Origin of the sequence: Microbacterium sp. SL75 (assembly GCF_026625865.1) — a bacterium.
Classification (GTDB): Bacteria; Actinomycetota; Actinomycetes; order Actinomycetales; family Microbacteriaceae; genus Microbacterium.
The window spans coordinates 1,394,038-1,418,547 of record NZ_CP113067.1; the positions used below are offsets into that span (position 1 = coordinate 1,394,038).

Annotated in this window: 22 protein-coding genes; 9 read left to right on the plus strand and 13 right to left on the minus strand. The window is 70.7% G+C overall.

Annotation, left to right across the window (positions count from 1 at the left end; genetic code table 11):
• Positions 1-115: 115 nt before the first annotated feature.
• The 6 genes from OVA17_RS06450 to OVA17_RS06475 are packed head-to-tail and all read right to left on the minus strand — an operon-like array spanning position 116 to position 7,969.
• Positions 116-3,067, minus strand: a complete 2,952-nt coding sequence (locus tag OVA17_RS06450; protein WP_267788958.1) for a glycoside hydrolase family 2 TIM barrel-domain containing protein — start codon at positions 3,065-3,067, stop codon at positions 116-118.
• Positions 3,064-3,810, minus strand: a complete 747-nt coding sequence (locus tag OVA17_RS06455; protein WP_267788959.1) for a glucosamine-6-phosphate deaminase — start codon at positions 3,808-3,810, stop codon at positions 3,064-3,066. The genes OVA17_RS06450 and OVA17_RS06455 overlap by 4 nt, the downstream gene beginning before the upstream one ends.
• A gap of 2 nt (positions 3,811-3,812) precedes the next feature.
• Positions 3,813-4,709, minus strand: a complete 897-nt coding sequence (locus OVA17_RS06460; protein ID WP_210075749.1) for a carbohydrate ABC transporter permease — start codon at positions 4,707-4,709, stop codon at positions 3,813-3,815.
• Entirely contained in the window at positions 4,706-5,674 is a 969-nt protein-coding gene (locus OVA17_RS06465; RefSeq protein WP_267788961.1) for a carbohydrate ABC transporter permease, read from the minus strand. Before OVA17_RS06465 ends, OVA17_RS06460 begins: the two co-directional genes overlap by 4 nt.
• Positions 5,671-6,945: an extracellular solute-binding protein gene (locus OVA17_RS06470; RefSeq protein WP_267788962.1), complete on the minus strand. Its 1,275-nt coding sequence runs from the start codon at positions 6,943-6,945 to the stop codon at positions 5,671-5,673. Before OVA17_RS06470 ends, OVA17_RS06465 begins: the two co-directional genes overlap by 4 nt.
• Before the next feature lie 7 nt (positions 6,946-6,952).
• Positions 6,953-7,969, minus strand: coding sequence for a carbohydrate kinase family protein (locus OVA17_RS06475; RefSeq protein ID WP_267788963.1), 1,017 nt, complete (start codon positions 7,967-7,969; stop codon positions 6,953-6,955).
• Between the two features lie 131 nt (positions 7,970-8,100).
• Between OVA17_RS06475 and OVA17_RS06480 the strand changes: the two genes are divergently transcribed.
• The 5 genes from OVA17_RS06480 to OVA17_RS06500 all read left to right on the plus strand — a co-directional run bounded on the left by OVA17_RS06480 (position 8,101) and on the right by OVA17_RS06500 (position 15,027).
• The gene (locus OVA17_RS06480) at positions 8,101-8,847 is read left to right on the plus strand and encodes a DeoR/GlpR family DNA-binding transcription regulator (RefSeq protein ID WP_210075753.1); all 747 of its coding nucleotides are present in this window, start codon (positions 8,101-8,103) and stop codon (positions 8,845-8,847) included.
• Entirely contained in the window at positions 8,844-10,184 is a 1,341-nt protein-coding gene (locus OVA17_RS06485) for a 6-phospho-beta-glucosidase (protein ID WP_267788965.1), read from the plus strand. The genes OVA17_RS06480 and OVA17_RS06485 overlap by 4 nt, the downstream gene beginning before the upstream one ends.
• 120 nt (positions 10,185-10,304) lie before the next feature.
• A complete protein-coding gene (locus OVA17_RS06490) occupies positions 10,305-13,379 on the plus strand; it encodes an alpha-mannosidase (RefSeq protein WP_267788966.1) in 3,075 nt (1,024 codons plus the stop codon).
• Positions 13,376-14,659 (plus strand): MFS transporter, encoded by a 1,284-nt coding sequence (locus OVA17_RS06495; RefSeq protein ID WP_267788967.1) that lies wholly within the window; start codon positions 13,376-13,378, stop codon positions 14,657-14,659. Before OVA17_RS06490 ends, OVA17_RS06495 begins: the two co-directional genes overlap by 4 nt.
• A gap of 98 nt (positions 14,660-14,757) precedes the next feature.
• On the plus strand, positions 14,758-15,027 hold the full coding sequence (locus OVA17_RS06500; protein WP_267788969.1) for a DUF6457 domain-containing protein: 270 nt from the start codon (positions 14,758-14,760) through the stop codon (positions 15,025-15,027).
• A 47-nt stretch (positions 15,028-15,074) separates the two neighbouring features.
• Here OVA17_RS06500 and OVA17_RS06505 read toward each other — a convergent pair whose 3' ends face one another.
• Entirely contained in the window at positions 15,075-15,464 is a 390-nt protein-coding gene (locus tag OVA17_RS06505) for a hypothetical protein (RefSeq protein WP_267788971.1), read from the minus strand.
• A gap of 140 nt (positions 15,465-15,604) precedes the next feature.
• A complete protein-coding gene (locus OVA17_RS06510) occupies positions 15,605-16,786 on the minus strand; it encodes a citrate synthase (RefSeq protein ID WP_267788972.1) in 1,182 nt (393 codons plus the stop codon).
• A 52-nt stretch (positions 16,787-16,838) separates the two neighbouring features.
• Between OVA17_RS06510 and OVA17_RS06515 the strand changes: the two genes are divergently transcribed.
• A complete protein-coding gene (locus OVA17_RS06515; RefSeq protein WP_267788973.1) occupies positions 16,839-17,921 on the plus strand; it encodes a citrate synthase in 1,083 nt (360 codons plus the stop codon).
• Positions 17,922-18,096: 175 nt separating this feature from the next.
• Entirely contained in the window at positions 18,097-19,293 is a 1,197-nt protein-coding gene (locus tag OVA17_RS06520; RefSeq protein WP_267788975.1) for an MFS transporter, read from the plus strand.
• A gap of 33 nt (positions 19,294-19,326) precedes the next feature.
• Here OVA17_RS06520 and OVA17_RS06525 read toward each other — a convergent pair whose 3' ends face one another.
• Positions 19,327-20,214: a helix-turn-helix transcriptional regulator gene (locus OVA17_RS06525; RefSeq protein ID WP_267788976.1), complete on the minus strand. Its 888-nt coding sequence runs from the start codon at positions 20,212-20,214 to the stop codon at positions 19,327-19,329.
• 43 nt (positions 20,215-20,257) lie between these two features.
• The gene (locus OVA17_RS06530; protein ID WP_267788977.1) at positions 20,258-20,629 is read right to left on the minus strand and encodes a hypothetical protein; all 372 of its coding nucleotides are present in this window, start codon (positions 20,627-20,629) and stop codon (positions 20,258-20,260) included.
• Between the two features lie 83 nt (positions 20,630-20,712).
• Between OVA17_RS06530 and OVA17_RS06535 the strand changes: the two genes are divergently transcribed.
• Together OVA17_RS06535 and OVA17_RS06540 are read left to right on the plus strand one after the other, a co-directional pair.
• Positions 20,713-21,462 (plus strand): DUF429 domain-containing protein, encoded by a 750-nt coding sequence (locus OVA17_RS06535; protein ID WP_267788978.1) that lies wholly within the window; start codon positions 20,713-20,715, stop codon positions 21,460-21,462.
• A gap of 9 nt (positions 21,463-21,471) precedes the next feature.
• Positions 21,472-22,545, plus strand: coding sequence for a DUF4241 domain-containing protein (locus OVA17_RS06540; protein ID WP_267788980.1), 1,074 nt, complete (start codon positions 21,472-21,474; stop codon positions 22,543-22,545).
• Positions 22,546-22,610: 65 nt separating this feature from the next.
• On the opposite strand, the gene OVA17_RS06545 is transcribed toward OVA17_RS06540, so the two are convergent.
• The 3 genes from OVA17_RS06545 to OVA17_RS06555 form a co-directional block, all read right to left on the minus strand.
• On the minus strand, positions 22,611-22,811 hold the full coding sequence (locus tag OVA17_RS06545) for a hypothetical protein (RefSeq protein WP_267788982.1): 201 nt from the start codon (positions 22,809-22,811) through the stop codon (positions 22,611-22,613).
• Positions 22,812-23,035: 224 nt separating this feature from the next.
• Positions 23,036-23,464 (minus strand): hypothetical protein, encoded by a 429-nt coding sequence (locus OVA17_RS06550; protein WP_267788984.1) that lies wholly within the window; start codon positions 23,462-23,464, stop codon positions 23,036-23,038.
• Entirely contained in the window at positions 23,449-24,486 is a 1,038-nt protein-coding gene (locus tag OVA17_RS06555; RefSeq protein ID WP_210111727.1) for a hypothetical protein, read from the minus strand. Before OVA17_RS06555 ends, OVA17_RS06550 begins: the two co-directional genes overlap by 16 nt.
• Between the last annotated feature and the right edge of the window lie 24 nt (positions 24,487-24,510).

The window sequence follows — 24,510 nt, forward strand, 5'->3', positions numbered from 1 at the left end:
TGTCGAGCGTGGCCCGGGCCCCGACCGGTCGTCGTCACCCCCGACGGCATGCCGTCGGCCACCCGCTGGTGCACTGCCGGGGACGAGAAACGCGCACCACGGCGCCCCTGTCGGGCTATTCGAACACCACCGTCCACGACACCGCCCGCGGCCACAGCGCGTGGCGCGGCAGCACATCGGGGCCGCACGCCCGCGAGCCGAGACCGTGCTGGGCGGCGTCGAGGTACAACCAGAGCCCCCTCGACGGCGGCAGTTCGTGCGCGTGCGCGACGCCGGTGCGCTCCTGGGCGGTGTGGCGGTCGAGCTGGAACCCGGGCAGGCCGGTCGAACCCGACGCGACCGCGCGCAGGCGCAGGGGACCGAGATCGAGCGCGCGCAGGCCGGGGCGGTGCCCGGTCTCCTGCGGGCGGCCGTACGCGACGCCGAGCTCGTCGACGGCGGCCTCGAAGCGGCCGACGTACGCGGCCTCGGCGCTATCGCTGTACGACTCCGTCGGTCCCGTGCCGAACCAGCGCACCCGCTCGTCGGCGAGGGCGCCCGGCAGGCCGATGCGTGCGCCGACGCGCGGCCAGGTGCAGTCCCACGGGCCGAACGGGCGGATGTCGGTGTGCAGCCGCAGCCCGTCGCCGTCGAGGCGCCACGCGAACGTCGTCTCGATGCCTTGCGCGCTATGCGCGGCCATCGACCGCACGCGCTGCACGAGACCCTGATCAGTGCGCTCGACCGACAACACGCGATGCTGCAGACGGTCGAGGCCGCGTTCGAGCCACCGCACCGACGACGCCGGGGTGCTCTCATCGCCGCGACCGTCGGTGAGCGCCGGGTCGGCGGTCTCGTACGAGCCCTGACCGTCGAGCTGGTCGTTCTCGGTGGGGGCGCGCCACAGTTCGGGGAGTGGCCCCGACACCTCCAGGTCGCGCCAGCGCACGAGGCCGCCGCGGCGGTCGAAGACCGCGTCGCCGAGCGCGTCGCCGCGCCAGCCGCCGGTCGACGCCTGTGCCAGGCGCAGGGGAGCGGCAAGCATCTGCGCCTGCGCGCGCGAGACGACGTGCCCCGCCGGGGCCCATGCGCATTCCTCGCGCAGCGCGACCTCGAGGGTCATCCAGCGCTCTGTCGTGGCATCTGGAATCTCGGGCACTTCGATGATGCTCTCGGCGCCGGGGGCCAGCGTCGGCAGGTCGAGGGAGCCCGAGGCGACCCGGATGCCGTCGTCCTCGACGCGCCACCGCAACTCGAGGTGCCCGGTGCCGAGCGTGTGCTGCCGGTTCCGTACGCGCCAGGAGCGCTCGCCGAGGTGCTCGAGCGTGACCGGGGCCCACACCGCGGCGAGCTCGCCGAGGCCGGGAGAGGGCGTGCCGTCCGAGAGCACGAGGCCGTCCATCAGGTAGACGCCGTCGTGCACGGGCTCGCCGAAGTCCCCGCCGTAGGCGAAGAACTCGACGCCGTCGGCGGTGCGGGTGCGGATGCCGTGGTCGCGCCACTCCCACACGAACCCGCCGTGCAGGCGCGGGTACAGCTCCACGAGCGACTCGTAGTCGGCGAGCGAACCGGGGCCGTTGCCCATGGCGTGCGCGAACTCACACAGCACGAAGGGCTTCGCCCGCTGGCGGGCGCCCTCGGCGGGGCCGATCTCATGCACGGGCATGGTCTGCTCTCCGCAGACCGAGGCGATCTCCTCCAGAGTCGGATACATGCGCGAGTACACGTCGGTGTAGGCCCCGCCGTAGTCGCCCTCGTAGTGGATGGGGCGCGAGTCGTCGCGCTCGCGGATCCACCCGGCCATCTCGGCGAGGTTGCGCCCGGTGCCCGATTCGTTGCCGAGCGACCACATCACGACGCTCGCGTGGTTCTTGTCGCGCTCGACGGTGCGGCGCACGCGGTCGAGGCACGCCGCGCGCCAGGCGGGGTCGTCGGCGGGGTTGCCCGTCCACTCGACGTCCCAGAAGCCATGGGTCTCGAGGTCGCACTCCAACACGACCCAGAAGCCCAGCTCGTCGGCCAGCTCCAGCACGCGCGGGTGCGGCGGCTGGTGCGCGGTGCGGATCGCGGTGATGTTGTGCCGGCGCATGAGCGCGAGCTCGCCGCGCACGTAGTCCTCGTCGAACACGCGGCCGCGATCGGGGTCGGTCTCATGACGGTTCACGCCGCGGAAGATCAGCGGGCGACCGTCGGCGAGCAGCCGGTCGCCGACGATCTCGACGCGGCGGAAGCCGACGCGCAGGCGCACCGTCTCGGCATCCGTCGACACCTCGACGTCGTACAGGCGGGGGGTCTCGGCCGTCCACGCGTCGACCGCGGGGATCGGGAGGGGGGCCACCGCGTCCTCCGAGGCCCACGTCTCATCGACGCCGAGCTCGGGCACCCGCACGCTCACGGGCCAGCCGCCGCGGGGGCGCACGTCGAGGATGCCGGCGCCGGTGGCGGGGTCGCGGTCACCGCGCACGAAGACGTCGTCGAGGCCGTTCGCGGGCCGGCCCTGGAGCGAGACGCTGCGGAAGATACCGGGGAGCCACCACTGGTCCTGGTCTTCGAGGTAGCTGGCGGCCGACCACTGGTGCACGCGGACGGCGAGCACGTTCTCGCCGTCGACGAGATGGTCGGTCACGTCGAACTCGGTCATGAGCCGGCTGCCGGTGAACCAGCCGATCTCGGTGCCGTTCACCCATACGGTCGCGAGTGACTCGACGCCCTCGAAGCGCAGCAAGGTGCGGCCGCCGGGGCAGAACGAGGGATGCCACTCGAAAGTGCGGCGGTGATCGCCCGTGGGGTTCGCGTCGGGCACGTGCGGGGGATCGAGCGGGAACGGGTACCGGATGTTCGTGTACGTCGGGTGGCCGTGACCGTGCAGACCCCAGTGCGAGGGCACGGGAAGGCGATCCCACGCCGCGACGTCGGCGTCGACGGCCGCGAACGGGGGCGTACCGTCGAGGTCGTCGCCCGGGTCGGCGTCGTGCAGCAGGAAGGCCCAGTCGCCGTCGAGGCTCTGGACCGGGGCGTCGGATCGCAGCCAGGCGCGCGGGGGCAGGCGGCTGTCGGATCCGGGGGCGGTGTCGCCGAGGTGGGTCATCGGTTTTCTCGGAGGGCGTCGGGGTCGGCCACGACGGTGACGTCGGGATGCCGTTGCAGGAACGAGGCGGGGTTGTCGGCGGTGACGGGGCCGGTGAGGGCGGATCGCAGGGCGGCGGCCTTCGCAGAGCCCGCGGCCACGAGCACGATACGCCGCGCCGAGAGGATCGTCGCGACGCCCTGGGTGAGAGCGTGCGTCGGCACCTGGGTGAGGTCGCCGTCGAAGTGCTCGGCGTTGGCGCGACGCGTGCTCTCGTCGAGCTCGACCACGCGCGTACGGGTCTCGGCATCCGAACCCGGCTCGTTGAAGCCGATGTGGCCGTTGCGGCCGATGCCCACGACCTGCACGTCGACGCCGCCGGCCTCGGCGATCGCGCGCTCGTAGGCAGCGCCTTCGGCGTCGGTCGAGCCGCGGGGCACCCGCACGTTCTCGGCCGGGATGCCGAGCGGCTCGGCGATCACGGACCGCACGTACGCGGCGTACGAGCGGGGGTCGTCGGTGCTCAGCCCCACGTACTCGTCGAGGGCGAACAGGCGCAACCCCTCGGTGCGGAGCCCCTCGGCGCGGCGACGGACGAGCGCGGCGTAGAGCGCGAGCGGCGACGACCCGGTGGCCACGCCGAGCACACCGTCGGAGGCGATGGTCGCCACGACGTCCGCCGCGACCTCGCCGATCTCGTCGGCCGCGCACGTGACGACGCGCGTGGACGGGGAGACGGGGACCAGGTCGGGACGAAGGGTCACGCTCACTTGATCGCGCCCTTGGCGATGTCGCCGATGAACTGGCGGGCACCGATGAGGAACACGATGAGCAGTGGCAGCACCGCGAGCAGGGCTCCCGCCATGACCATGCCGTAGTCCTGGCCGAACGCGGTGTTCAGCTGGGCCATCGCGACCTGCAGCGTCACCTGGTTGGGGTTGGTCAGCACGACGAGCGGCCACAGGTAATCGTTCCACGCGGCGATGAACGTGAAGATGCCGAGGAAGCCCAGGCCCGGGCGGATCAGCGGCAGGCACACGGTGAACCACTGACGGAAGAAGCCCGCGCCGTCGAGCACCGAGGCATCCATCAGCTCGTCGGGGATCGACGACACCATGTACTGGCGCAGCCAGAAGATGCCGAACGCGTTGGCGGCCGCGGGCACGATCAGCGCCTGCAGCTGACCGACCCAGCCGAGGTTGGTCATGGTGATGAACTGCGGGATGACGGCGAGCTGCATCGGCAGCATGAACGTCACGAGCGTGATCGTGAACAGCGTGCGGCGCAGCGGAAACTCGAACTTGGCGAACGCGAAGGCGGCGAGCGAGTCGAACACCAGCACGAGGAACGTCACGCTGCATGCCACGATCACCGTGTTCAGGAGCGAGCCCGCGAAGTCGATCCGGGTGAACACCGCCCCGATGTTGTCGAACAGGCGGGGCCCGGGGACGAACGTCGGCGGCGTGGTGTAGATGTCGCTCGTGGAGTTGCTGGCCATGACCACGAGCCAGTACAGCGGGAAGAGCGAGATGAACGCGCCGGCGCTGAGCACGCCGTAGAGGAGCACACGGCTCGGGGTCACCTTGCGACGACGGCGAAGCGGCACGCCGGCGGTCGTGATGTGCTCGGTGATCGTCGCGGGCGGAGGCGTGGTGACGGTCATGCGCGGGCCTTGTCTTCCTTCTTGCCGGCGGTGAAGCGCCAGCTGATGATGGTGAAGATCACGACGATGAGGAACACGCCCCACGCGATCGCGGCGCCATACCCGAAGCGGTTGTAGCTGAAGGCCTGCTGGTAGAAGTACAGGACCATCGTCAGACCGCCCTGGCCCGCACCGCCGCTGTTCGGGTTGGTGGTGCTCGAGCTGGCCGTCAGCACCTGGGCCTCGGTGAAGCTCTGCATGCCGGTCACGGTCGAGACGACGAGCACGAAGATGATCGTCGGGCGCAGAAGCGGCAGCGTGATCGAGAAGAAGCTGCGGATGGGGCCGGCGCCGTCGAGCTTGGCGGCCTCGTAGACCTCTCCCCCGATGGACTGCATGCCGGCGAGGAAGATGATCGCGTTGTACCCGGTCCACTGATACGTGATGAGGATCGAGATCGTCAACTGGATGCCGAAGGGCGTCGACAGCCATTGCACCCCGGGAAGCCCGAGGGCGTGCAGGAAGGAGTTGGCGAGGCCGAAGTTCTCGCCGAAGATCGAGCCGAACAGCACCGCCATCGCCACGACCGAGGTGATGTTCGGCACGAAGTAGGCGATGCGGAAGGCCGTGCTGAAGCGCACGGCGTTGTTCAGCATGGCGGCGACGGCGACCGCGATGATGAGCATCGGGAACGTCGACAGGACGAAGATGACGAAGGTGTTGCGCACCGACAGCCAGAACGTGGGGTCGGTGAAAAGGCGGGTGTAGTTGTCGATGCCCGTCCACTTCGCAGCCCCCAGCCCGTTCCAGTCCTGGAACGACAGGACGAGCGAGTAGGCGGTGGGGAAGAGGCCGAAGCCCAGGAAGAGCAGGAAGAAGGGGGCGATGGCCACGTACATCGGCCAGTGCCGGATCAGGCCCCGGCCTCGGGGGCGCGCGCTGGGGCGCACCCCCGAGGCCGTCATGACGCGCGTGGCGGATGTCACTTAGAGCGCTCCCAGACCTGCTGGGCGGCGGTCAGAGCGTCGTTCCAGGCCTGCTTCGGGTCCTTGCCCTGCGACTGCACGTTCGTCAGCTCGGTGATGAAGGGGGCCTGCAGCTCGTTGTCGATCGGGCTGGTGTAGCTGATCGGCATGTTCTCGGAGGCCGTCTTGAAGACGTCGGTGGTCACCTGGTCGCCGAAGAACGGGTCGGGCTGCTGCAGGGCAGGCTGGCTCAGTGCCGCGGTCGAGGACGGGAAGTTGCCCACTTCGGTGTACGTGGTGGCCTGGTTCTCGGCGTCGAGGAGGTAGTCGATGATCTTGATCGCTTCGTCCTTGTTGCCGGTGGCGGCGGGAATGGTCAGGAACGAGCCGCCGATGTTGGCCGGGCCGCCCGGCATCGCGGTGACATTCCACTTGCCCGAGGTGTCGGGGGCGTTGCTCTTCATGTCGCCCTGGTACCAGGCGGCGCCGAGCAGGGTCGGGAGCGAGCCGTTGTTGACCGCGGCGGCCCAGTCGGGGCTGCCGTCCTGGATGCCGGCGACCAGGCCGAGCTCGTTCGCCTCGATCGCGGTGTCCCAGGCCTTCTTGACCTGGGCACTGTCGCCGAGGAACTCGCCGTCCTGCGAGACCATCTTCGTCTCGCCCTGACCCATGACCTTCGTGAACACGTCTTCCATCGAGACCTCGAGGTACGCGCCGGTGGCGGCCTTGAGCTTCTTACCGAAGGCGAAGTAGTCGTCCCAGGTCTTGGTGGCGGCGGCGACGGCGGCCGGGTCGGTGGGAAGGCCCGCCGCGGCAAGCACGTCGGTGCGGTAGTACAACGCGGTGGGACCGATGTCGGTGGGCAGGCCGATGAGCTTGCCGTCGGGAGTCGTGGCCTCGGCGAGCTTCCAAGCGGGGAAGTCGGCGAGCTTGTCGTCGATACCGAGCGTCTTGAGATCGGTGAAGAGGTCGGCCTGCTGCAGGAAGTAGGGCATGTCCTCGCCCTTGATCCCGGTGATCGAGGGGATGCCGCTGCGGCCGGTGAACACGGTCACGAGCTTCTGCTTCACGTCGTCGCCGATGGTCGTGACCTCGAGCTTGGCGTCGGGGAACTGGGCCTTGGCCGAGTCGACGACGCTCTCGCCGAGGCCGCCGGGCCAGGTCCAGAGGGTCATCGGGCCGTCGGACGAGCCGCCGGCGCCGCCAGAGCAGGCCGAGAGGGACACGGCGGCGACGGCGGCGACGGCGACGGCGCCGAGCGCGCGTCGGTGGCGCGGGGTGAGGGTCATCATGGGTGGGTCACTCCTTGATTCGGGTGCGGTGTGAGGGCGGGGCGTCGAAGGGCGATGCGCCGTCGTGCAGCGCGGCGCGAAGGAAGGCGAAGCGCGCCGGGTCGGCGGCCGCCGGGTGAGCGTCGAGCCAGGGGAGCAGCTCGTCGAGTCGGGGAGCAGCGGCCGCGCCGCCCGGGCGCGACACGGTGATGGCGGCGACGAGCGTGGCGAACTCCACGCGCTCGCGCAGTGACCAGGCCGTGAGCTCGGCGGCGGCGAGGGCCCCACCGAAGACGTCGCCGGCGCCCGTGGCATCGACGAAGTCGATGGCGACGGCGTCGATCTCGACCTCGTCGCCCGCCGCCGCGTCGACGGCGATGGCACCGTGGCCGCCGCGGGTGACGACGGCGAGGGGGACGCGCTCGGCGAGGGCGCGGGCGGCCGTGCGGGCGTCGTGGGCGCGGGTGTAGGCGCGGGCCTCGGCCTCGTTCGGGAGGAACGCGTGGCAGCCGTCGAGCACGTCGAGGGCCGTGGCATCCCACCGCTCGTCGGCATCCCAGCCGATGTCGGCGAACACTTTGGTGCCGGCCGTAGCGCGCTCACGTACCCACTCCGATACCGAGTCGTCGATGTGCAGGGCTGCCACGGGAGTGACGGGGGCATCCTGCAGGAGGGATGCCAGGGGGGCGGCGGGACGACCGCCCGTGACCAGAGCGCGGTCGCCGTCGTAGTTCATCGCGGCGGTGACGGGCAGGTTCCAATCGGTGCGCGCGCGGACGCCGTCGATGATGCCCTCGTCGGCCAGACGGTCGCGCACGAGTCGAGACATCGGGTCGGCGCCGGCGTCGGCGCAGAGCATGGTGTCGACGCCGAGACGGGCGGCGGCGATCGCGTAGTTCGCGATGCCACCGGGACCCCAGCCGAAAGCCGGTGTCCAGTGCTCCTCACCGAGGCGCGGGGCTGAGGCGAGGTCGGCGAAGACCAGATCGAGAAAGAGCTGCCCCGCCGTCAGAAGGCGAGGGGTGGGACCGGATGCAACTGTCATCGGCCCCTCCTCTCTTCGGTGACGACCGGGGGCGTTGCACCGTTTATAGCACCGAGCAATCATGAACGCGCAAATTTTTGCGTGTAAACATTTTGTTACTGAGCGATTTTGAGCGCTATGGTGATCGAACCATGAAAGACGTCAGAGATCGCGAGATCCTCCAGCACCTTCGTTCCGCCCGAGCGGCCACGGTCGCGGAGCTCGCCGAGGCCACCGGCTCGAGCATCGCCACGATCCGCCGCGATCTGCAGCGCCTCGACGACGCGGGGCTCCTCCGGCGCACCCACGGCGGTGCGGTGATGAGCGAGGGCGACGCCCCGTTCGCGACCGTCGAGCCCGTCAACCGCGAGGGCAAAGAGCGCATCGCGCGGGCTGCGGCCGCGACCATCCGTGACGGTCAGGCCGTCATCCTCGACGTCGGAACGACGACGCTGCAGCTCGCCCGTCTCTTGCGCGGCCGCGCGGTCACCGTCATCACGAACAACCTGGCGATCTACGACGTGCTGCGCGACGAACGCGAAACGCACCTCGTGATGCTCCCGGGCGATTACGATCCGGTCTACCGCAGCGTCGCCGGCCACCTCACGACCGAGTCGCTGCGTCTGATCCGTGCCGACCACGCGTTCCTCGGCGTCAGCGGTATGTCTCCCGAGGGCGACCTGCGCGACACCACGCTCGCCCAGGTCCCGATCAAGCAGGCCATGCTCGCCGCGTGCGACGCGGCGACCGTCCTCGCCGACCACAGCAAGTTCCCCGGCAGCGGCGCCGGGCGTATCGCCCTGCCCCTCGCCCTGCGGCGGCTCATCACCGATGCGCCGCTCGAGGGCCCGATCGTCGAGTCCCTGGGCCGACGGAATGTCGAGATTGTGACCGCATGAAGCTTGCCATGATCGGTGGCGGAGGATTCCGCACCCCTCTGGTCTACCGCGCCCTCCTCCTGGACCGCGACCCCGGACGCGTCGACGAGGTCGCCCTCATCGACACCGACGGCACCCGGCTGCGCACGATGGCCCGCATCCTCGAAGATCAGGCCCGCGACTTCTCCGACGCACCGCACGTGAGCGTGCACACGGATGCCGAGGAGGGCCTGCGCGGCGCCGACTTCGTGTTCTCGGCCATCCGCGTCGGCGGCATGGAAGGTCGGGCGGCCGATGAGCGCATCGGCCTCTCGCACGGGGTCATCGGTCAGGAGACCGTCGGCTTCGGCGGCATCTCTTACGCGCTGCGCACGCTGCCGGTGGCCATGCGGCTCGCCGAGCTCATCCAGCGGGTCGCCCCCGATGCGTGGGTCATCAACTTCACCAACCCCGCCGGCGTCGTCACCGAGGCCATGGGTCGTGTGCTCGGCAAGCGCGTGATCGGTATCTGCGACTCACCGATCGGCCTGGCCCGTCGCGCGCTCGGGGCTCTCGGCATCCGGGACTCCGCTGACGTCGAGATCGAGTACGCGGGTCTCAATCACCTCGGCTGGCTCACCGCCCTGCGCCGCGACGGCGTCGACCTGCTGCCCGAGCTGCTGGCCTCTCCCGAGCGCATCGAGTCGTTCGAAGAGGGTGCGCTGTTCGGCGCCGACTGGATCCGCACGCTCGGCGCGCTGCCCAACGAGTACCTGCACTACTACTCGTACCGCCGCGACGTGCTGCAGGCCGACCAGTACGCGGCGACCACCCGCGGGCGGTACCTGCTCGACCAGCAGGCCGGGTTCTGGGATGCCGCGGCGACTGCCCCGCACCCGCACGCGGCGTGGGAGGCCTGCCGCCACGAGCGCGAGGTCACCTACATGGCGACCAACCGCGACTCCGCCGGCATGGGCGACCGTGACGAGGAAGACCTCGTCTCGGGCGGCTACGAGAACGTCGCGATCGCGCTGATGCGCGCGATCGCCTACGACCAGTCGGCCCGTCTGATCCTCAACGTGCCGGGCGGCGGTGTGCTCGCCGGTCTCGACGACCAGGCCGTGGTGGAAGTCCCGTGCATCGTCGGCGCCGACGGCCCGCGGCCCATCGAGAGCGCGGCCGTGCCTGCTTTCGGCCTCGGTCTCGTCACCACGGTGAAGTACGTCGAGCGGCAGACCATCGAGGCCGCGCTCACGGGTTCGCGCGCCGCCGCGCTGCGCGCTCTCGCCCACCACCCGCTCATCGACTCGGTGCGGGTGGCCCGTGCCCTCCTGGACGACGCCGGCTCCAGCTTCGCCGACCTGTCGTACCTCCGCTGACCCGGGGGTGCGGTTCCGCCCCCCACGGCGCCGCACCCCCGCACCACGTCACAGCCCCGCAGAACGAAACCCGAACCGCGCAGCCCCGAACCTCGCGCAGCCTTCGAATCGGAGACCACCGTGCACCAGAACCTCACGCTCGTCGAAGAGCGCATCCACCGCGTTCTCACCGAGCGCATCGTGCCCGCCGTCTACTCGGCCCGCGTGCCCGTCGCGTTGCAGGCCTGGATGGTCCCCGACGAGCCGGTCCCGGCATCCGAGGCGCTCGCCGCCGACTACTCGCCCTTCGCCGTCGGCGACAGCTGGGGCCGCGCGTGGTCGACCTGGTGGTTCGAGGTCACCGGCGAGATCCCCACCGACTGGGCCGGCCGCACGGTCGAGCTGCTGCTCGACCCGGGCTTCCAGGGCGACTGGCCAGGCAACCAGGCCGAGGCGCTCGTGCACACCCCCGACGGCGTGCAGGTCAAGGGCATCCACCCCCGCAACCACTACGTCCGTTTGGCCGACGAGGCCGCGGGCGGTGAGCCGGTGCACTTCTTCGTCGAGGCCGCGGCCAACCCCGACATCTTGAAGAACGACTTCGTCCCGACGCCGTACGGCTCGAAGAAGACCGCGCCCGAGGCGCCCATCTACACGTTCCGTACCGCCGAGCTGGCCGTGTTCGAGCCCGAGGTGTGGGGGCTGCAGTTCGACGTCGAGGTGCTCTACCAGCTCATGAAGGAGCTGCCCGAGACCGAGCCCCGCCGCCACGAGGTCATGCGCGCGCTCGAGCGGGCGCTGAACGTGCTGCGCCTCGACGACATCGTCGGCACCGCCGCGGCCGCCCGCGCCGAGCTGGTCGACGTGCTCTCGCGCCCGGCATCCGCCTCGGCCCATCGCCTCTCGGGCATCGGTCACGCGCACATCGACACCGCGTGGCTCTGGCCCATCCGCGAGACCAAGCGCAAGACCGCCCGCACGTTCTCGAACGTGCTCGCCCTCGCCGAGCAGTACCCCGACTTCCGTTTCGCCGCGTCGTCGGCACAGCAGTACGCGTGGGTGAAGGAGCGCTACCCGCACGTGTGGGAGGGCATCAAGGCCGCGATCGCCGCGGGCCAGTGGATCGTCGTGGGCTCGCAGTGGGTCGAGCCCGACGGCAACCTGCCGAGCGGCGAGGCGATGGTGCGCCAGATCACGCAGGGCATGCGTTTCTTCCGCGACGAGCTGGGCGTCGAGACGCACGGCATCTGGCTGCCCGACTCGTTCGGCTACACCGCCGCGTTCCCGCAGATCGCGAAGCTCGCGGGCCTCGACTGGTTCCTCACGCAGAAGATCTCGTGGAGCCAGACGAACAAGTTCCCCCACCACACCTTCTGGTGGGAGGGCATCGACGGCTCGCGCATCTTCACGCACTTCCCGCCGATCGACACCTACAACTCCACGCTCGAGGGCGAGGAGCTGCACCACGCCGTGCGCCAGTTCCGCGACAAGGGGAGGGCGACGACCTCGCTCGTGCCGTTCGGCTACGGCGACGGCGGCGGCGGACCCATCCGCGAGATGATGGAGCGCCAGCGCCGCGTCGCCTCGCTCGAGGGCTCGCCCCGCGTCGAGATCGAGCACCCCGACGACTTCTTCGCCGCAGCCCAGGCCGAGTACCCCGACGCCCCCGTGTGGGTGGGCGAGCTGTACCTGGAGCTGCACCGCGGCACCTTCACCTCGCACGCCCGCGAGAAGCGCGGCAACCGCGAGGCCGAGAACCGCCTGCGCGAGGCGGAGCTCTGGTGGACCGCCGCGGCGCTCACGGGCGCCGAGTACCCCTACGAGGCGCTCGACCGCCTGTGGCAGGGCGTGCTGCTGCAGCAGTTCCACGACATCCTGCCCGGCTCGTCGATCCAGTGGGTGCACGAGCAGAACGAAGAGGACTACGCCGCCGCGCTCGCCGAGCTGGAGCGCTCGATCGCCGAGGCGCTCGCGGCCGCGGGCCTGTCGGCCGCGGTCGTCAACTCGGCGGACCACGCGCGTCGGTCTCTGACCCTGGATGCCGAGGGCACCCCGCTCGCACTGGTGGAGGCGCCGGCGCTGGGCGTGGCATCCCTCGTTCCCGTCGTTCCGGCGCACCCGGTGACCGCGCACCGCGACGGCGAGGACATCGTGCTCGACAACGGTCTCGTCCGGGTGACCGTCGACGCCCGCGGCCTCGTCACCTCGATCGTCGACCTCGCCGAGAACCGCGAGCTCGTGCCCGCCGGCCGCGTCGCCAACCTGCTGCAGCTGCACCAGGACCTGCCGAACGCGTGGGACGCGTGGGACATCGACGCGCACTACCGCTACACCTTCGACGACCTGGATGCCGCTGACGCGGTCGAGCTGGTCGTCGACGGCGACCTGCGGGCCCGGGTCGTCGTGACCCGCTCGTTCGGCACGTCGCGACTGACGCAGACGATCGCCGTGCAGGCCGACGACGTGCGCGTGCACTTCGCCGTCGACCTCGACTGGAACGAGCGCGAGAAGCTGCTGAAGGCGTCGTTGCCGTTCGTCGTGCACGCGCATCACCACAGCGCCGAGATCCAGTACGGGCACGTGCGCCGCGCGACGCACACGAACACCTCGTGGGAAGACGCGAAGTTCGAGGTCATGGCGCACCGCTGGGTGCACGTCGAAGAGCCCGGCTACGGCATCGGCGTGACCAACGCCGCCACCTACGGCCACGACATCACCCGCACCGTCGGGGCCTCGGGCGAAGTCGAGACCGAGGTGCGCCTGAGCCTCGTGCGTGCGGCGAATTCGCCCGACCCGATCCAGGATGCCGGCCACCACACGTTCGCCTACGCGGTGCACCCCGGGGCCGACATCGCCGCGGTCGTGGCATCCGGTTACGAGCAGAACCTGCCGCTGCGCCGCCCCGTCGTGGAGGGCACCGTCCAGCCGTGGAGCGTCGTGCGCTCGACCAACGAGGGCATCCGGATCGAAGCCGTCAAGCTCGCCGACGACCGATCGGGCGATGTGATCGTGCGTGCGTACGAGGCGCTGGGTCGTCGCGCGGCCACGACGCTGGTGCCCGGGTTCGCCGTGGCATCCGTCTCCGAGGTCGACCTGCTCGAGCGCCCGCTCGGTGCCGACATGGCGCGTTCGCGTCAGCTCGCGCACGAGGGCGACGAGATCCAGCTCGAGCTGCGGCCGTTCCAGGTCGTGACGCTGCGGCTGACCCGCGGATGACCCGGAGCGCGACCCCGGCGGCCCCCTGGCGACAGCGCATCGGCGTGCTCGCCGTGTGGCTCGTCGGGGTCGTCGCGTACGTGGTCTCCATCGTGAATCGCACCTCCCTGTCGGCCCTCGGGCTCGAGGCGGCGGATCGGTTCGCGATCACCGCGGCGACGCTGTCGCTTCTGGCCGTCGTGCAGCTCGCCATCTACGGCGCGCTGCAGCTGCCGGTCGGGCTGCTCCTCGACCGGTTCGGCGCGCGCACCGTGCTCACGGTCGGCATGTTCGTGATGGCCGCGGCGCAGGTGCTTCTCGCGATCGCCCCGGGCGTGGGCCTGGCGATCGCCGCGCGTCTGCTCATGGGCGCCGGCGAGGCCGCGATCTTCCCCGGCCTGCTGAGGGTCATCGGAATGCGCTTCCCCCGACGCCTCGCGCCGACGGCCGTGCAAGTGACCGGACTTCTGGGGCAGTTCGGTCAGATCATCAGCGTCGTTCCGCTCGCGGCCCTCGTCGGTCTGTCCGGGTGGACGTCGGCCTTCCTCGCGGTGGCCGGGGTCACGGCTCTGGTGGGCGTGCTGGTCGTGGTCGTCGTCCACGAGCGCGGGTCGATCGCCGTCGCACGGGAGCCGGTCGGCCGGTCCGTGCGCGCGGCCTGGCGTGCGGCGGGCACCCGTCTGGCGTTCTGGGTGCACTTCGTCACCTCGTTCTCGGGCAACGCCTTCGCGATCCTCTGGGGCTTCCCCTTCCTCGTGGCCGGTCAGGGCCTGGATGCCGCGACCGCGGGCGGACTGTTCACGGTCTACGTCGTCGGCGGTATCGTCTTCGGGCCGCTCGTGGGTGCCGTCTCCGGGAGGTTCCCCCGTGCTCGGACCGCCCTCGTGATCGCTCTCGTCGCCGCGCAAGCGGCGTCGTGGGCGGCGGTTCTGGTGTTTCCCGACCGGGCGCCGCTGCCCCTTCTCGTCGTGCTCGCTATCGCCATGTGCGTCGGGGGGCCCGCGTCGATGATCGCGTTCGACATCGTGCGCGACCACAACCCGCCCGAGCGGCTGAGCACGGCGACAGGGGTGGTGAACGGCGCGGGTTTCCTCTCGAGCATCCTGGTGGTCCTGGCGATCGGCGCCGTACTCACCCTGCAGGCCGGTGGGGGAGAGTTCTCGCTCGCCGCGTTCCGTCTGGCGGAGCTCGTGCAGGTGCCGTTCTGGGCGATCGGGCTCCTCCTCGTGGTGCGCGCGCATCGCCAGGTGACGAGCCGCGGCATCGATGCGCCCCGCACGGGAGCCCGCGTCGTCGGATAGCGACGGGGCGCTCGGCGCGATCGGATCGCCTGGCACCCGGATGCCACCTTCATCGGCTGTACTCGTGGGACGATCTCCCCACGGCCCGAGGAGGAACCATGACCGAGTCCCGCACGCTGCCCCCCGAAGCGCTGAACGACTGGAGCGCCGCTCTCGCGGAGCGCTTCGGCCTGGCCGAGGGCGACATCCCCATCTCTCTGATCCTCGATCTCGCGCGCGACGTCGCCAACGGTGTCGCCCGGCCGGCGGCGCCGCTCAGCGCATTCGTCGCCGGTCTCGTCGCCGGTCGAGCGGGCGGCTCACCCGCCGACACCGAGGCCGCCGTGGCGGCGGTGGTGCGAATGGCACGCGAGTGGGAGAGCCGCTGAGGTCGGATGCCCAGCCGAGTGACCCCGGCGAGCGTCGCCGGCCGGTGTCACTCGAAGAGGCCCGACAGCACGATCGTGCGCGCGCGAGGATCCAGGGCGACGGTTGCGCTGTGGCCCGAGGCGGAGAACAGCTCGTCGAGCGCGGGGCTGCCCTCGAAGGGGCCGGCCGGCAGTTTCGTGCGCATCCCCGATACGACCTCGTGCGGGTGCACGGACCCGAGGTCTCCCGCCGCCTGCAGAGCGTCGACCTCGGACTGTGGGATGACCGCCACAACGTCGACCCAGTACGTCGTCGGCCCCACGTCGGACGTGCCGGTCGTGCCGCCCATCCACTCGATCGACTCCGCCGACGCGAGCTGCGGGTATCGCGTCGCGATCGGCGCGAGATCGGTGCGCAGGGTGCCGTCCCCCTGCTTCGCCGCCGAGTCGCTCGTCATTTCGTTCCCCCTGGGGTGTTGTGAGGTGGGCGCGCAGCCCGTCATGCTCGCGACCGCGACCGCGAGAAGAGCGATCGCCAGATATCGACGCATCATCTATCGACTTTCGTTCGGTGGGTGAAACGGGCTGAGGCGAGCGATCACGGCCCCACGTACTCCCCGCGGGGACGCAGCCGCATCGCCGGCTCGGCGTACTCCGCGGCGATGTGCGCGATCCACCCTGCAACCCGCCCCAGCACGAAGATCGTGCTCGCCGCGTCCTCGGGGAGCCGGGCTCCGGATGCCAGCGCCGCGAGCGCCAGATCCACGTTGGGCCGCAACCCCGCGCGGTCGGCGACGACGTCGGACAGTCGCCGCACGGCATCCATCGTCCCTTCCCCGTCGGGCAGTGCGGCCAGCAGCGGGAACAGGGCCGTGGCCCGATCGTCGCCCCCGGCGTAGAGCGGATGACCGAAGCCCGGGATGCCGTTGCCCTCTTGCAGTGAGTCGGTCAGCGCCCTCTCGGGTTCCTGGCCACGCCGCACGCGGGTGAGCAAGCGGGCGGTGCGGGTCGCGGCCGAGATGTGCAGCGGAGAATCGGCAGCGCCGAGGGCGGCACTGACAGCGGCGTAGCCGTCGGCACGGGCCGAAGCCGCGACCCGCGCGGCGAAGGTCGACACCGCCAGGTCGTGGTCGATCAGCAGGACGAGTGCGGCGTTGACGGCGGCGATGGTCGCCGCATCGGTCGGCGGGCCCCACGCGCTCACCAGCGAGCGCGCGACATCGGCGTGCGGGCGGCCGCCGAGGGCGACGGGCAGCCCGGTGATGAGCGACCAGCCGATGCGGTGGGCGGTGTCCGCCGAGGCGTCGTAGCGCAGCGGGTCGTCGGCGGCGAAGCCGGTCACCGCGGCGCGCAGGCGGTCCATCGATCCGGCGTGCAGGGGGAGGGCCTCGACCATCGCGCGGGCGCTGCCGATCGCGGGGTCGGGGGCGTCCACGCGCTCCGCGTCCCACAGCCAGGCCACGACCTCGGCGAAGGGCTGGTTCATCAGGTCGCGGGCGCGGCGTCCGCGGTAGAGCAGTTCGTCGTCCTCGATGTCGGCGATGTCGGTCTGCACGATGCCGAGGGGCATGCCGGTCGTGGGGTGCGTCGGCGTCCGCGGCGCCGTGCGTCGGCGGCCCGAGGCGAAGGCCTCCACCTCGAGCGCGTCGAACGTCGAGCCGCGGGCCTCGCGCTCGCGGCGGAGAAGTCCGCGCGAGACATACGCGTACACGGTCTCGGCTTTCACGCCGAGGCGCGCGGCGACCTGGGCCGCGGAAAGACGGGGGAGGGGTGCGGTCATCTTGATCCGATCAACGTTGACGCTGAGACCGTCATGTTCGCACACTGAGCGCATGAGCGACCTGATCGATGTGCCCCGCGGACTGAACGGCGTCGTCGCGGCCGAGACGACCATCAGCGACGTCGACGGCGAAGCCGGCGTCTACCATTACCGCGGCTTCTCGGCGGTGGAGCTGGCCCGCACGCGTTCCTTCGAAGACGTCTGGCAGCTGCTGGTGGCGGGAGAGCTGCCGGATGCCACGACCCGAGCCACCTTCGCCGCGCGCGTCTCGGCCGCGCAGGCCGACCCCGCCCTGCCCGGGCTGATCGCCGCGGTCACGGCCCGCACCGATCAGCCGCTCGCGGCACTTCGCGCGGTGTGGACGCTCGCGGCATCCGCCCGCTCGTCCGCGGCGCTTTACGACCTCGAGTCCGACGCGCGGCTCGACGAGGCGATCGCCTTCGCCGCCATGGCCCCGCTCGCTCTCGCGCCCGGGTCCTCGGGCGGTCGCGGCGTGGTGGCCGACTACCTCGAGCGCGTGACCGGGGCGGCTCCCGACGACGCCCACGTCCGGGCGCTGTCGGCCTACCTGGTCGCGGCGATGGACCACGGCTTCAACGCCTCGACCTTCACGGCCCGGGTCATCGCGTCGACGGGGGCCGACATGGCATCCTGTCTCTCCGGCGCGCTCGGCGCGCTCTCGGGGCCGTTGCACGGGGGAGCTCCGGCCCGCGCCCTCGACAGCCTCGACCGCGCGGTCGACGACCCCACCGCCTGGATCGCGGGGGAGCTCGACGCGGGGCGCCGGCTCATGGGCTTCGGGCACGCGGTGTACCGCACTGCCGATCCGCGCTCGGAGCTGCTGCGCGAGGTCGCACGCGGGCTCGGCGGCGACCGCGTGACCCAGGCGCTGGCGTTCCAAGAAGAGGCCGAGCGGCAGCTCGCGCAGCGCCGGCCCGAGCGACCGCTGCACGCCAACGTCGAGTTCTACGCGGCCGTGGTGATGGAGCAGTGCGGCATCCCGCGGGCGATGTTCACGCCCACCTTCGCTCTCGCCCGCACGATCGGCTGGACCGCGCACGTGCTCGAGCAGGCGCGGGACCCGAAGATCATCCGGCCCACGGCGCGGTACGTGGGGCCGGTGCTCGCGGGCTGAATCCCGGTCCACGGGTCGCACGATCGATGCGCCGCACTCCGCTGCGGGCACCCGGCCTGTCGCGACTCGACTTCGCAGGACCGCCCTCGGCACGAGACGCGACTCCCGGACGAATGGTCGGATGCCGCGGACGATCGGTCGGGCGCAGGCGGCGGCCCCGAACCAGCATCGAAGTATGACCTCGACCGCTCCCGTTCCGACCTCGCTCTCCGCCCCGCCCTCGATGCGGTACGGCGGCCTCATCGTCGTGATGCTGCTGAGCTTCCTGCTCGTCACAGCGGAGTTCCTCCCCAACGGCGTGCTCACCGAGATGGCCGCCTCGCTCGGCATCACCCCGGGCCAAGCCGGCCAGACCGTCACGGTCACCGCCCTGGCGGGGCTTCTCGTCGCCCCGACCGTCGGGCTGCTGCTTCCCCGGCTCGACCGCCGCACGCTGCTCGTGCTGGCGGCGGCCGCGGCCGCGCTGTCGAGCCTCGTCGTCGCCATCGTGCCGAGCCTGGTGGCCATCCTCATCGCCCGGTTCCTGCTGGGGGCCGCGATCAGCGCGTTCTGGTCGATGTCGATCACGGTCGCGGCACGCCTGTCGAGCCCCGAACGCATCGGCCGCGCCGTCATGTTCGGCTCTGCCGGTCTGTCGCTGGCGACGGTGGCGGGCGTTCCCCTCGGCGTCGCCCTCAGCGAAGCGCTCGATTGGCGGCTGGCGTTCCTCCTCGTCGCCGTGGCGACCGCGGCGGTCGGCATCGCGGTGCGCGCCGTGCTGCCGCCCGTTCCGCCGGCCGCGGCGTCGAGCCTCGGTATCCTGGTCGACACTCTTCGTCGCCGGGGGGTGGCGGGCGGCATGGTCGGTCACGTGCTCGTCGTGCTCGGCCACTTTCTCGCGTACACGTACGTGCGCCTGTCGTTCGAGCGCATCCCCGACGTCGACGCGGGCACCGTCGTGCTGCTGCTCGCCCTGTTCGGGGTCGGCGGTTTCGTGGGCAACATCCTCGTCGGCATCGTCGTCGACCGCGCCTTCGCGCGTCTGGCCGTCGTCGGTCCGCTGGTCATCGCGCTCGCCGTGGCCACCGTGGTCCTGCTCCCCTCGGCGGTGGGGGTGGTCGCGGCCGCCGTGCTCGTCTGGGGCTTCTTCTTCTCGTCGTGGCTCATCATCGTGAACACCTGGGTCGGTCACCGCATGCCCGACCGTCTCGAGGCGGGCGGGAGCCTCGTCGTCACCGGCTTCCAGCTTGCGATCACGATCGCGGCCGGCCTCGGCGGCCTGCTCGTGGACGCCGCGGGGGTCGTGACGGTGGATGCCATCGGCATCCTGCTGCTCGTGATCGGTGCCGTGCTGTTCGGCCTCTCGCTGCGGCGGCGCCCTCGCGCGCGATGACGGCGACGGCCCCGCCGAAGATGCGGCGGGGCCTCAGGGCGTCAGCGAGCGCCGACCGCTGCGCCAGGCCGACGGGGCCACGCCGGTGTGACGGCGGAAGGCGCGGCGGAACCCCTCGTCCGAGGCGTACCCCAGGGCGCGCGAGGTCTCGGAGACGGGCGTCCCCGCGTCGAGGAGGTCTTCGGCTCGGCGCATCCGCACCGCCGTCACATACGACGCGGGTGAAGTGCCGAACACCTCCCGGAAGCGGGCGGCGAACACCGACCGCGACATCGCGCCGAGGGCCGCGAGCTGATCGATCGTCCACTCCTTTCCGGGGTCGTCGTCGACGGCGGCCGCGACACGGGCGAGGAACGGGTCGGCGGTGCGCGGCGGCCACGAGGTCTCGTGCTCTGACGCGGCCCACGCACGCAGCGCCGACAACAGCACCGTGGTCACCATGAGCTTGCAGATGGTCTCGTCGCCCTGGCGGTCGAGCGCGGCACCGGGGGTGGGAATGCCCAGGTGGGCGGCGAGGCCGGCAGCCGCGGGTTCTGCGCGCGCGAAGCCGCTGACGAAGACGACCGGCGGTAGGGCGCGGGTGTGCACCGTCGGAACCACCTCGAGCGGAACGACGGTCACCTCGGCGCCGGACTGCGAAGCCAGCTCGAGCGAGTGGCATCCGAGCGAGATGAAGGCGTCTCCCGTGAGCAGCGTACGTCCGCCCTCCACCGCGGTCGCCGCCCCGGAGGGCGCGTTGACCGAGCATCCCGCTCGCGCGGCGCTGAGGCCGGTGAGCTCGCCGGAGCGCACGTAGACGATCGCGGATTCGCCCTGCGCCAGCGTCGTGCTCTCGCCCATCGACAACGACCGCCGCCACGCACGACCGGGGTGCACGTCGATGTTCGACAGAGCGCTCTCGAGCGCGGCACGCGAGGTCATGAGAGCGGCAACCCCGCTCGTCTCGGCGCTATTCCGAGCGTCGTCAGCCCAACAGTTCGAGCCCGCTGAACAGCCCGATCGTCACAGAGAGAAGACCCGCCGCCACTCCCGCGATGAACCCCGCCGCGGCGAGCTCGCGCGCCATGCGCGCATTCAGGCTAAAGATGCCGCACACGAACGAGATCAGGGCCAGCACCCACATGCCGATCTGGATCCACATCAGGTTGTCGACGTCGGCGATCGCGCTCGCCGTGGCGACGAAGAGGTACCAGGCGATGACGACCACGCCGGTGACGATCGCGACGACGGAGACGACCCGCAGGTCACCCTTCGGCGCAGGAGGGGCGGGCGGCTCGTCGCGCGGCGGGATGTCGACGGCCGGTTCCAGCGAATCGGGGAGGTCGTCGTCTGCCATGTCTCGATCCTCCCAGGTCGTGAGGCTTTTCGGCGAGGTCTTGACGGGCCTCGCCGCGGGCGACCGCGTCTAGGCTCGAGGGGATGAGAACCGTCGGAGTCGACCTCGCCGCCGGAGCCCCCGGCACGGCCCTCGCCGAGATGCACTGGGCCGATGGCGCGGCCCGGCTCACGCGGCTCGAGATCGGGATCCAGGATGCCGACATCGTGGCATCCGTCCGCTCCGGCGACGTGTGGCTCGGGGTGGACTGCCCGCTCGGCTGGCCCGACGCCTTCGTCGACTTCGTGCAGGCGCACCACGCCGGCGCGGCCCCGACGCTCGGCCCGGTCGACGGAGGCGCGGACTGGCGGCGCACGCTCGTCTACCGCCACACCGACCACGTGGTGCGCGAGCGCATCGGGCGCTGGCCGCTGAGCGTCTCGACCGACCGCCTGGGCGTGACGGCGCTGCGGGGCGCCGGCCTCTTGCGACGGTTGGCCGAGGCCGGGTTCCCGGTCGACCGCGCGGCCGAGGGGCGCCTGTTCGAGGTGTATCCCGGCGGATCGCTGCGCCTGTGGGGCTTCGACACGAGCGGATACCGAGTCGATGCGGCCCGCCGGGCGATCCTGCTCGACGCGCTGACCGAGCGCGCCCCGTGGCTCGACCTCGGCGGATTCGGCCCCCTCGCCGTCGCGAAGGCCGATGCCTTCGATGCCGTCGTCGCCGCCCTGGCCACGCGCGCCGGAGCCCTCGGGTCGTTCGAGCGCCCGGCATCCGCAATGCTCCCCGTCGCTCAGCGCGAGGGGTGGGTCGTGCTGCCGGACGGGCCTCTCGAGGAGCTGGTGGCGACTTAGGCTGGCGGCATGTGGGGCGATCGCGGGGCGAAAGCGGCAGACAAGCGCGTGCAGCGCTTCCTCGAGGATTACGACGCGCAGTGGCGGCGTGCAGCGCCAGCCTTCGAGGATCGGTCCACACGGCGCAACGCATTCTCCGAGTGGCGAGAACTCGTCGTCCCGCTGACGCGTGATCACGTGGTGGGGGAGCACGTTCGCTTGGACTCCTCGTTCGGTACGCCGCCGGGCTACGGGGTCGCGGTGGAACGGATCGTGCGTTCCGAGGTCGAGGGCGATCGCGCGTTCGTCCTGACCGAGATGATCGACTCGCCGACGCGGCAGAAGCACGAGTACGTTCTCGAGCGCGAAGGGCGCGGGTGGAAGATCAGCGCCATCGAACAGCACTTCGACGACCCCCGCACTCCCTTCGCCGATGCGGCACAGGCCCGGGCGCTCGCCGCCGAGGCGGCACCGGACACCTCTCTCGACGAGGTGCCCGACGAACAGCGAACCCTCGACGAGGTGCGCAACTTCACCGAGCGCTCGGTCGTGCACCGGCGCAGCGGAGAGGAGTCGGAGGTACGCGTCTCGCCCGCGGGAACCCTGGTGACGACGTCGGGTGTGCTCGCCGTGCTCGACTTCGGATACGACAACGACGACGCGCGACCCCTGGCCCGCAGCGTGGCCCCGGGGGCGTACCCGGTCGAAAGAGTGACCGGTTTCGGCCGCAACGCCGCCCTGCGGGTGCGTTTCAGCGATCGGATGCCGGTGACCTGGCATCCCGCCGATCTGCCGTCCGGCCCGGGGCACTTCTTCGGCGTCGACGCGGGCTGCGCGTGCATCGTCGATCTTCCCGCGTACGCGACCATGAGCCGGCGGGCCAAGGCCGCGGCCTTCACCGAGTACATGTACGCGCCCTCGCCGAGCGTCCAGGAGGTCGGTCTCGGGCCGTCCGACGTGGGCATCGTCGCGGAGTCCGGGTACGGCGACGGTCAGTACCCGGTGTACTGGGGGATCGACGAGACGGGCGCGGTCGCACAGCTCGTCGTCGACTTCCTGGTGCTCGTCACCGCGGACGAAGAGGGGAACCTGCGGCACCTGTGAGGCGACCGGCCGCGTGATGGTGCGGTCGGCCTCTTGCGGTCGTCTCGCAGGGGCCGTTGCGTTGCTCAGATCGAACTGCGCCGCTGACTCAGAGCGGCAGCCGGAGCCGCCGCGATGAGCGCGGCGATGAGGAGCAGGGCGCCGGTATCGCCGTGAACGGTGAGCATCGCGAGCCCTGACAAGCCGAGGACCAACACGGAGGTCCACAGGAGGAACACCGCTGCGGCACCCGTCCAGACCGGTTGCTGATTCAGATCGGTTCGCACGGTGCCTCGCCTTCGGGCTCTCGTAGAGGAGGAGGTGTCGCATATCGACGCGGCGCCTTCGCCGATCGCCGCTCGATACGGGCCAGCATAACCGGGGCCAGGTCCCCCGAATGGGGGACATTGTGCGGCGAGTCGCGGAGCGGTATAGGCGAGCCGTGATGCCGTTCCGCCCGGCCCGTCGGCTAGTTCCGGGCATGCTGCCCACAACGAAAGTTGGAGGCGCCTTACTCGGACGTAGCGGTGCTGTCGAAGTATTCCTGCACATCGGCTCTGTCGCCTTCGCTGAGGGAATGCCCGACGTACTCGATCACGATCCAGTTCGACCGGTAGGAGCCAGACGACGTGGCGGCGAACGCTACCGCATCGTCAATGCTGCTGAACTTCCGGTACGACGCATACGTCGCGCTGTAGCCCTGAACGCACCCAGCAACGTCACGGCAGAGCTTCTCGGTCGCCTCCTCGTAGCCGTTCAGCGCGCGAAATTGCGAGCTGGAGTGAGCGAAGTCGCCGAGGTTAATGTCTTGTCGGGTGTCCCGGGTTGCCATCATGACGAGGAGAACGGCCAGCATCGCGGTGATCGCTACGCCAGCAGTCACACCCGTAGCAATCAGCGCGGCGCGCTGTGACCTGACTCGATTCACGGCCAGTTGCACTTGTAGGGGAAGGCGCCGCCGTCGATACGCCAGTTCAGTCTGTTCGCCCTATAGCCCTCGAGATCCCATGAAGGTCCGCCACTAGCGGGCGTGTACGCGCCGAGAACGTGACACTGGTACTGCTGATAGTAGGTCGACCTACCGCCCAAGACTTTCGCCTTACTGACGGCTTCGGCCCATCCAGCACCGTTGAGGATCAGCTGCCCCTGGCCCCAACCCTGGACCCCAGCCTGGATCATGCGGCCCCAGGGAGATGTGACCAAGGAGACGTTTGCGATGCCCCGCGTGTATCCGGAAATCCAGACACTGTCGAACAGCCGTTGCCCAGCCCATGGGTCGGCCACGATCGGGTAAGCGAACGAGCTGGAGCTGTGATCGACCACCTGACGCAGCGTCGACCCGTCAATCTCGTAGTGCGTGGGTACCGCTCGTCCTTCCGCGTCGACCGCCCACGCCGGCGCGACGCCGAGCGCAAGCTCGTCGCCAATCGTCGCGCTGACAAAGCCCGATGCGTCGAGAGTGAGCCTCGCGGTGGCGGGCAGAGTCAGGTGATAGGCGTAGCTGGACGGTGCCGATTTGTCGCTAATGATGGTTGTGATCTGAACGGAACCGTCGTCCTTCAGAACCGGCACGGTGGTGAAGCCGTTGTCGCTCTCGAAGCTGACGACAGCGTCGGCTACGCGCTCCCCCTCTATCGGGCCACCAGGGCTCGGCATTTCGATCTCGACGTCGCCGATCTTGATCGGTTCGTCTGACGTGGCGGGTATGACGGTCGTTGTGTCACCGCTGTCCATCGACAAGCTGCCGTCGATGGCGGTCTCGACCGTGCTGGCGTCCGCAACATCGTTCAAAATCTCTTGCGCGGCAGTGCCGGTTTCGGCCGCGGTGCTTGTGACCGACTGAAGCGTGTCCAACGTCGGGGGCGGGTCTCCGTCATCGGCGTTCGCGGCGGTCGGTAGCAAGGCAAGCATCATCGTGATGGTCGCAGTTGCCGCACGGCAGGTCCAGTGTTTGCTGATCAAAGTTCCCCCCGGAACGTTCGAGCC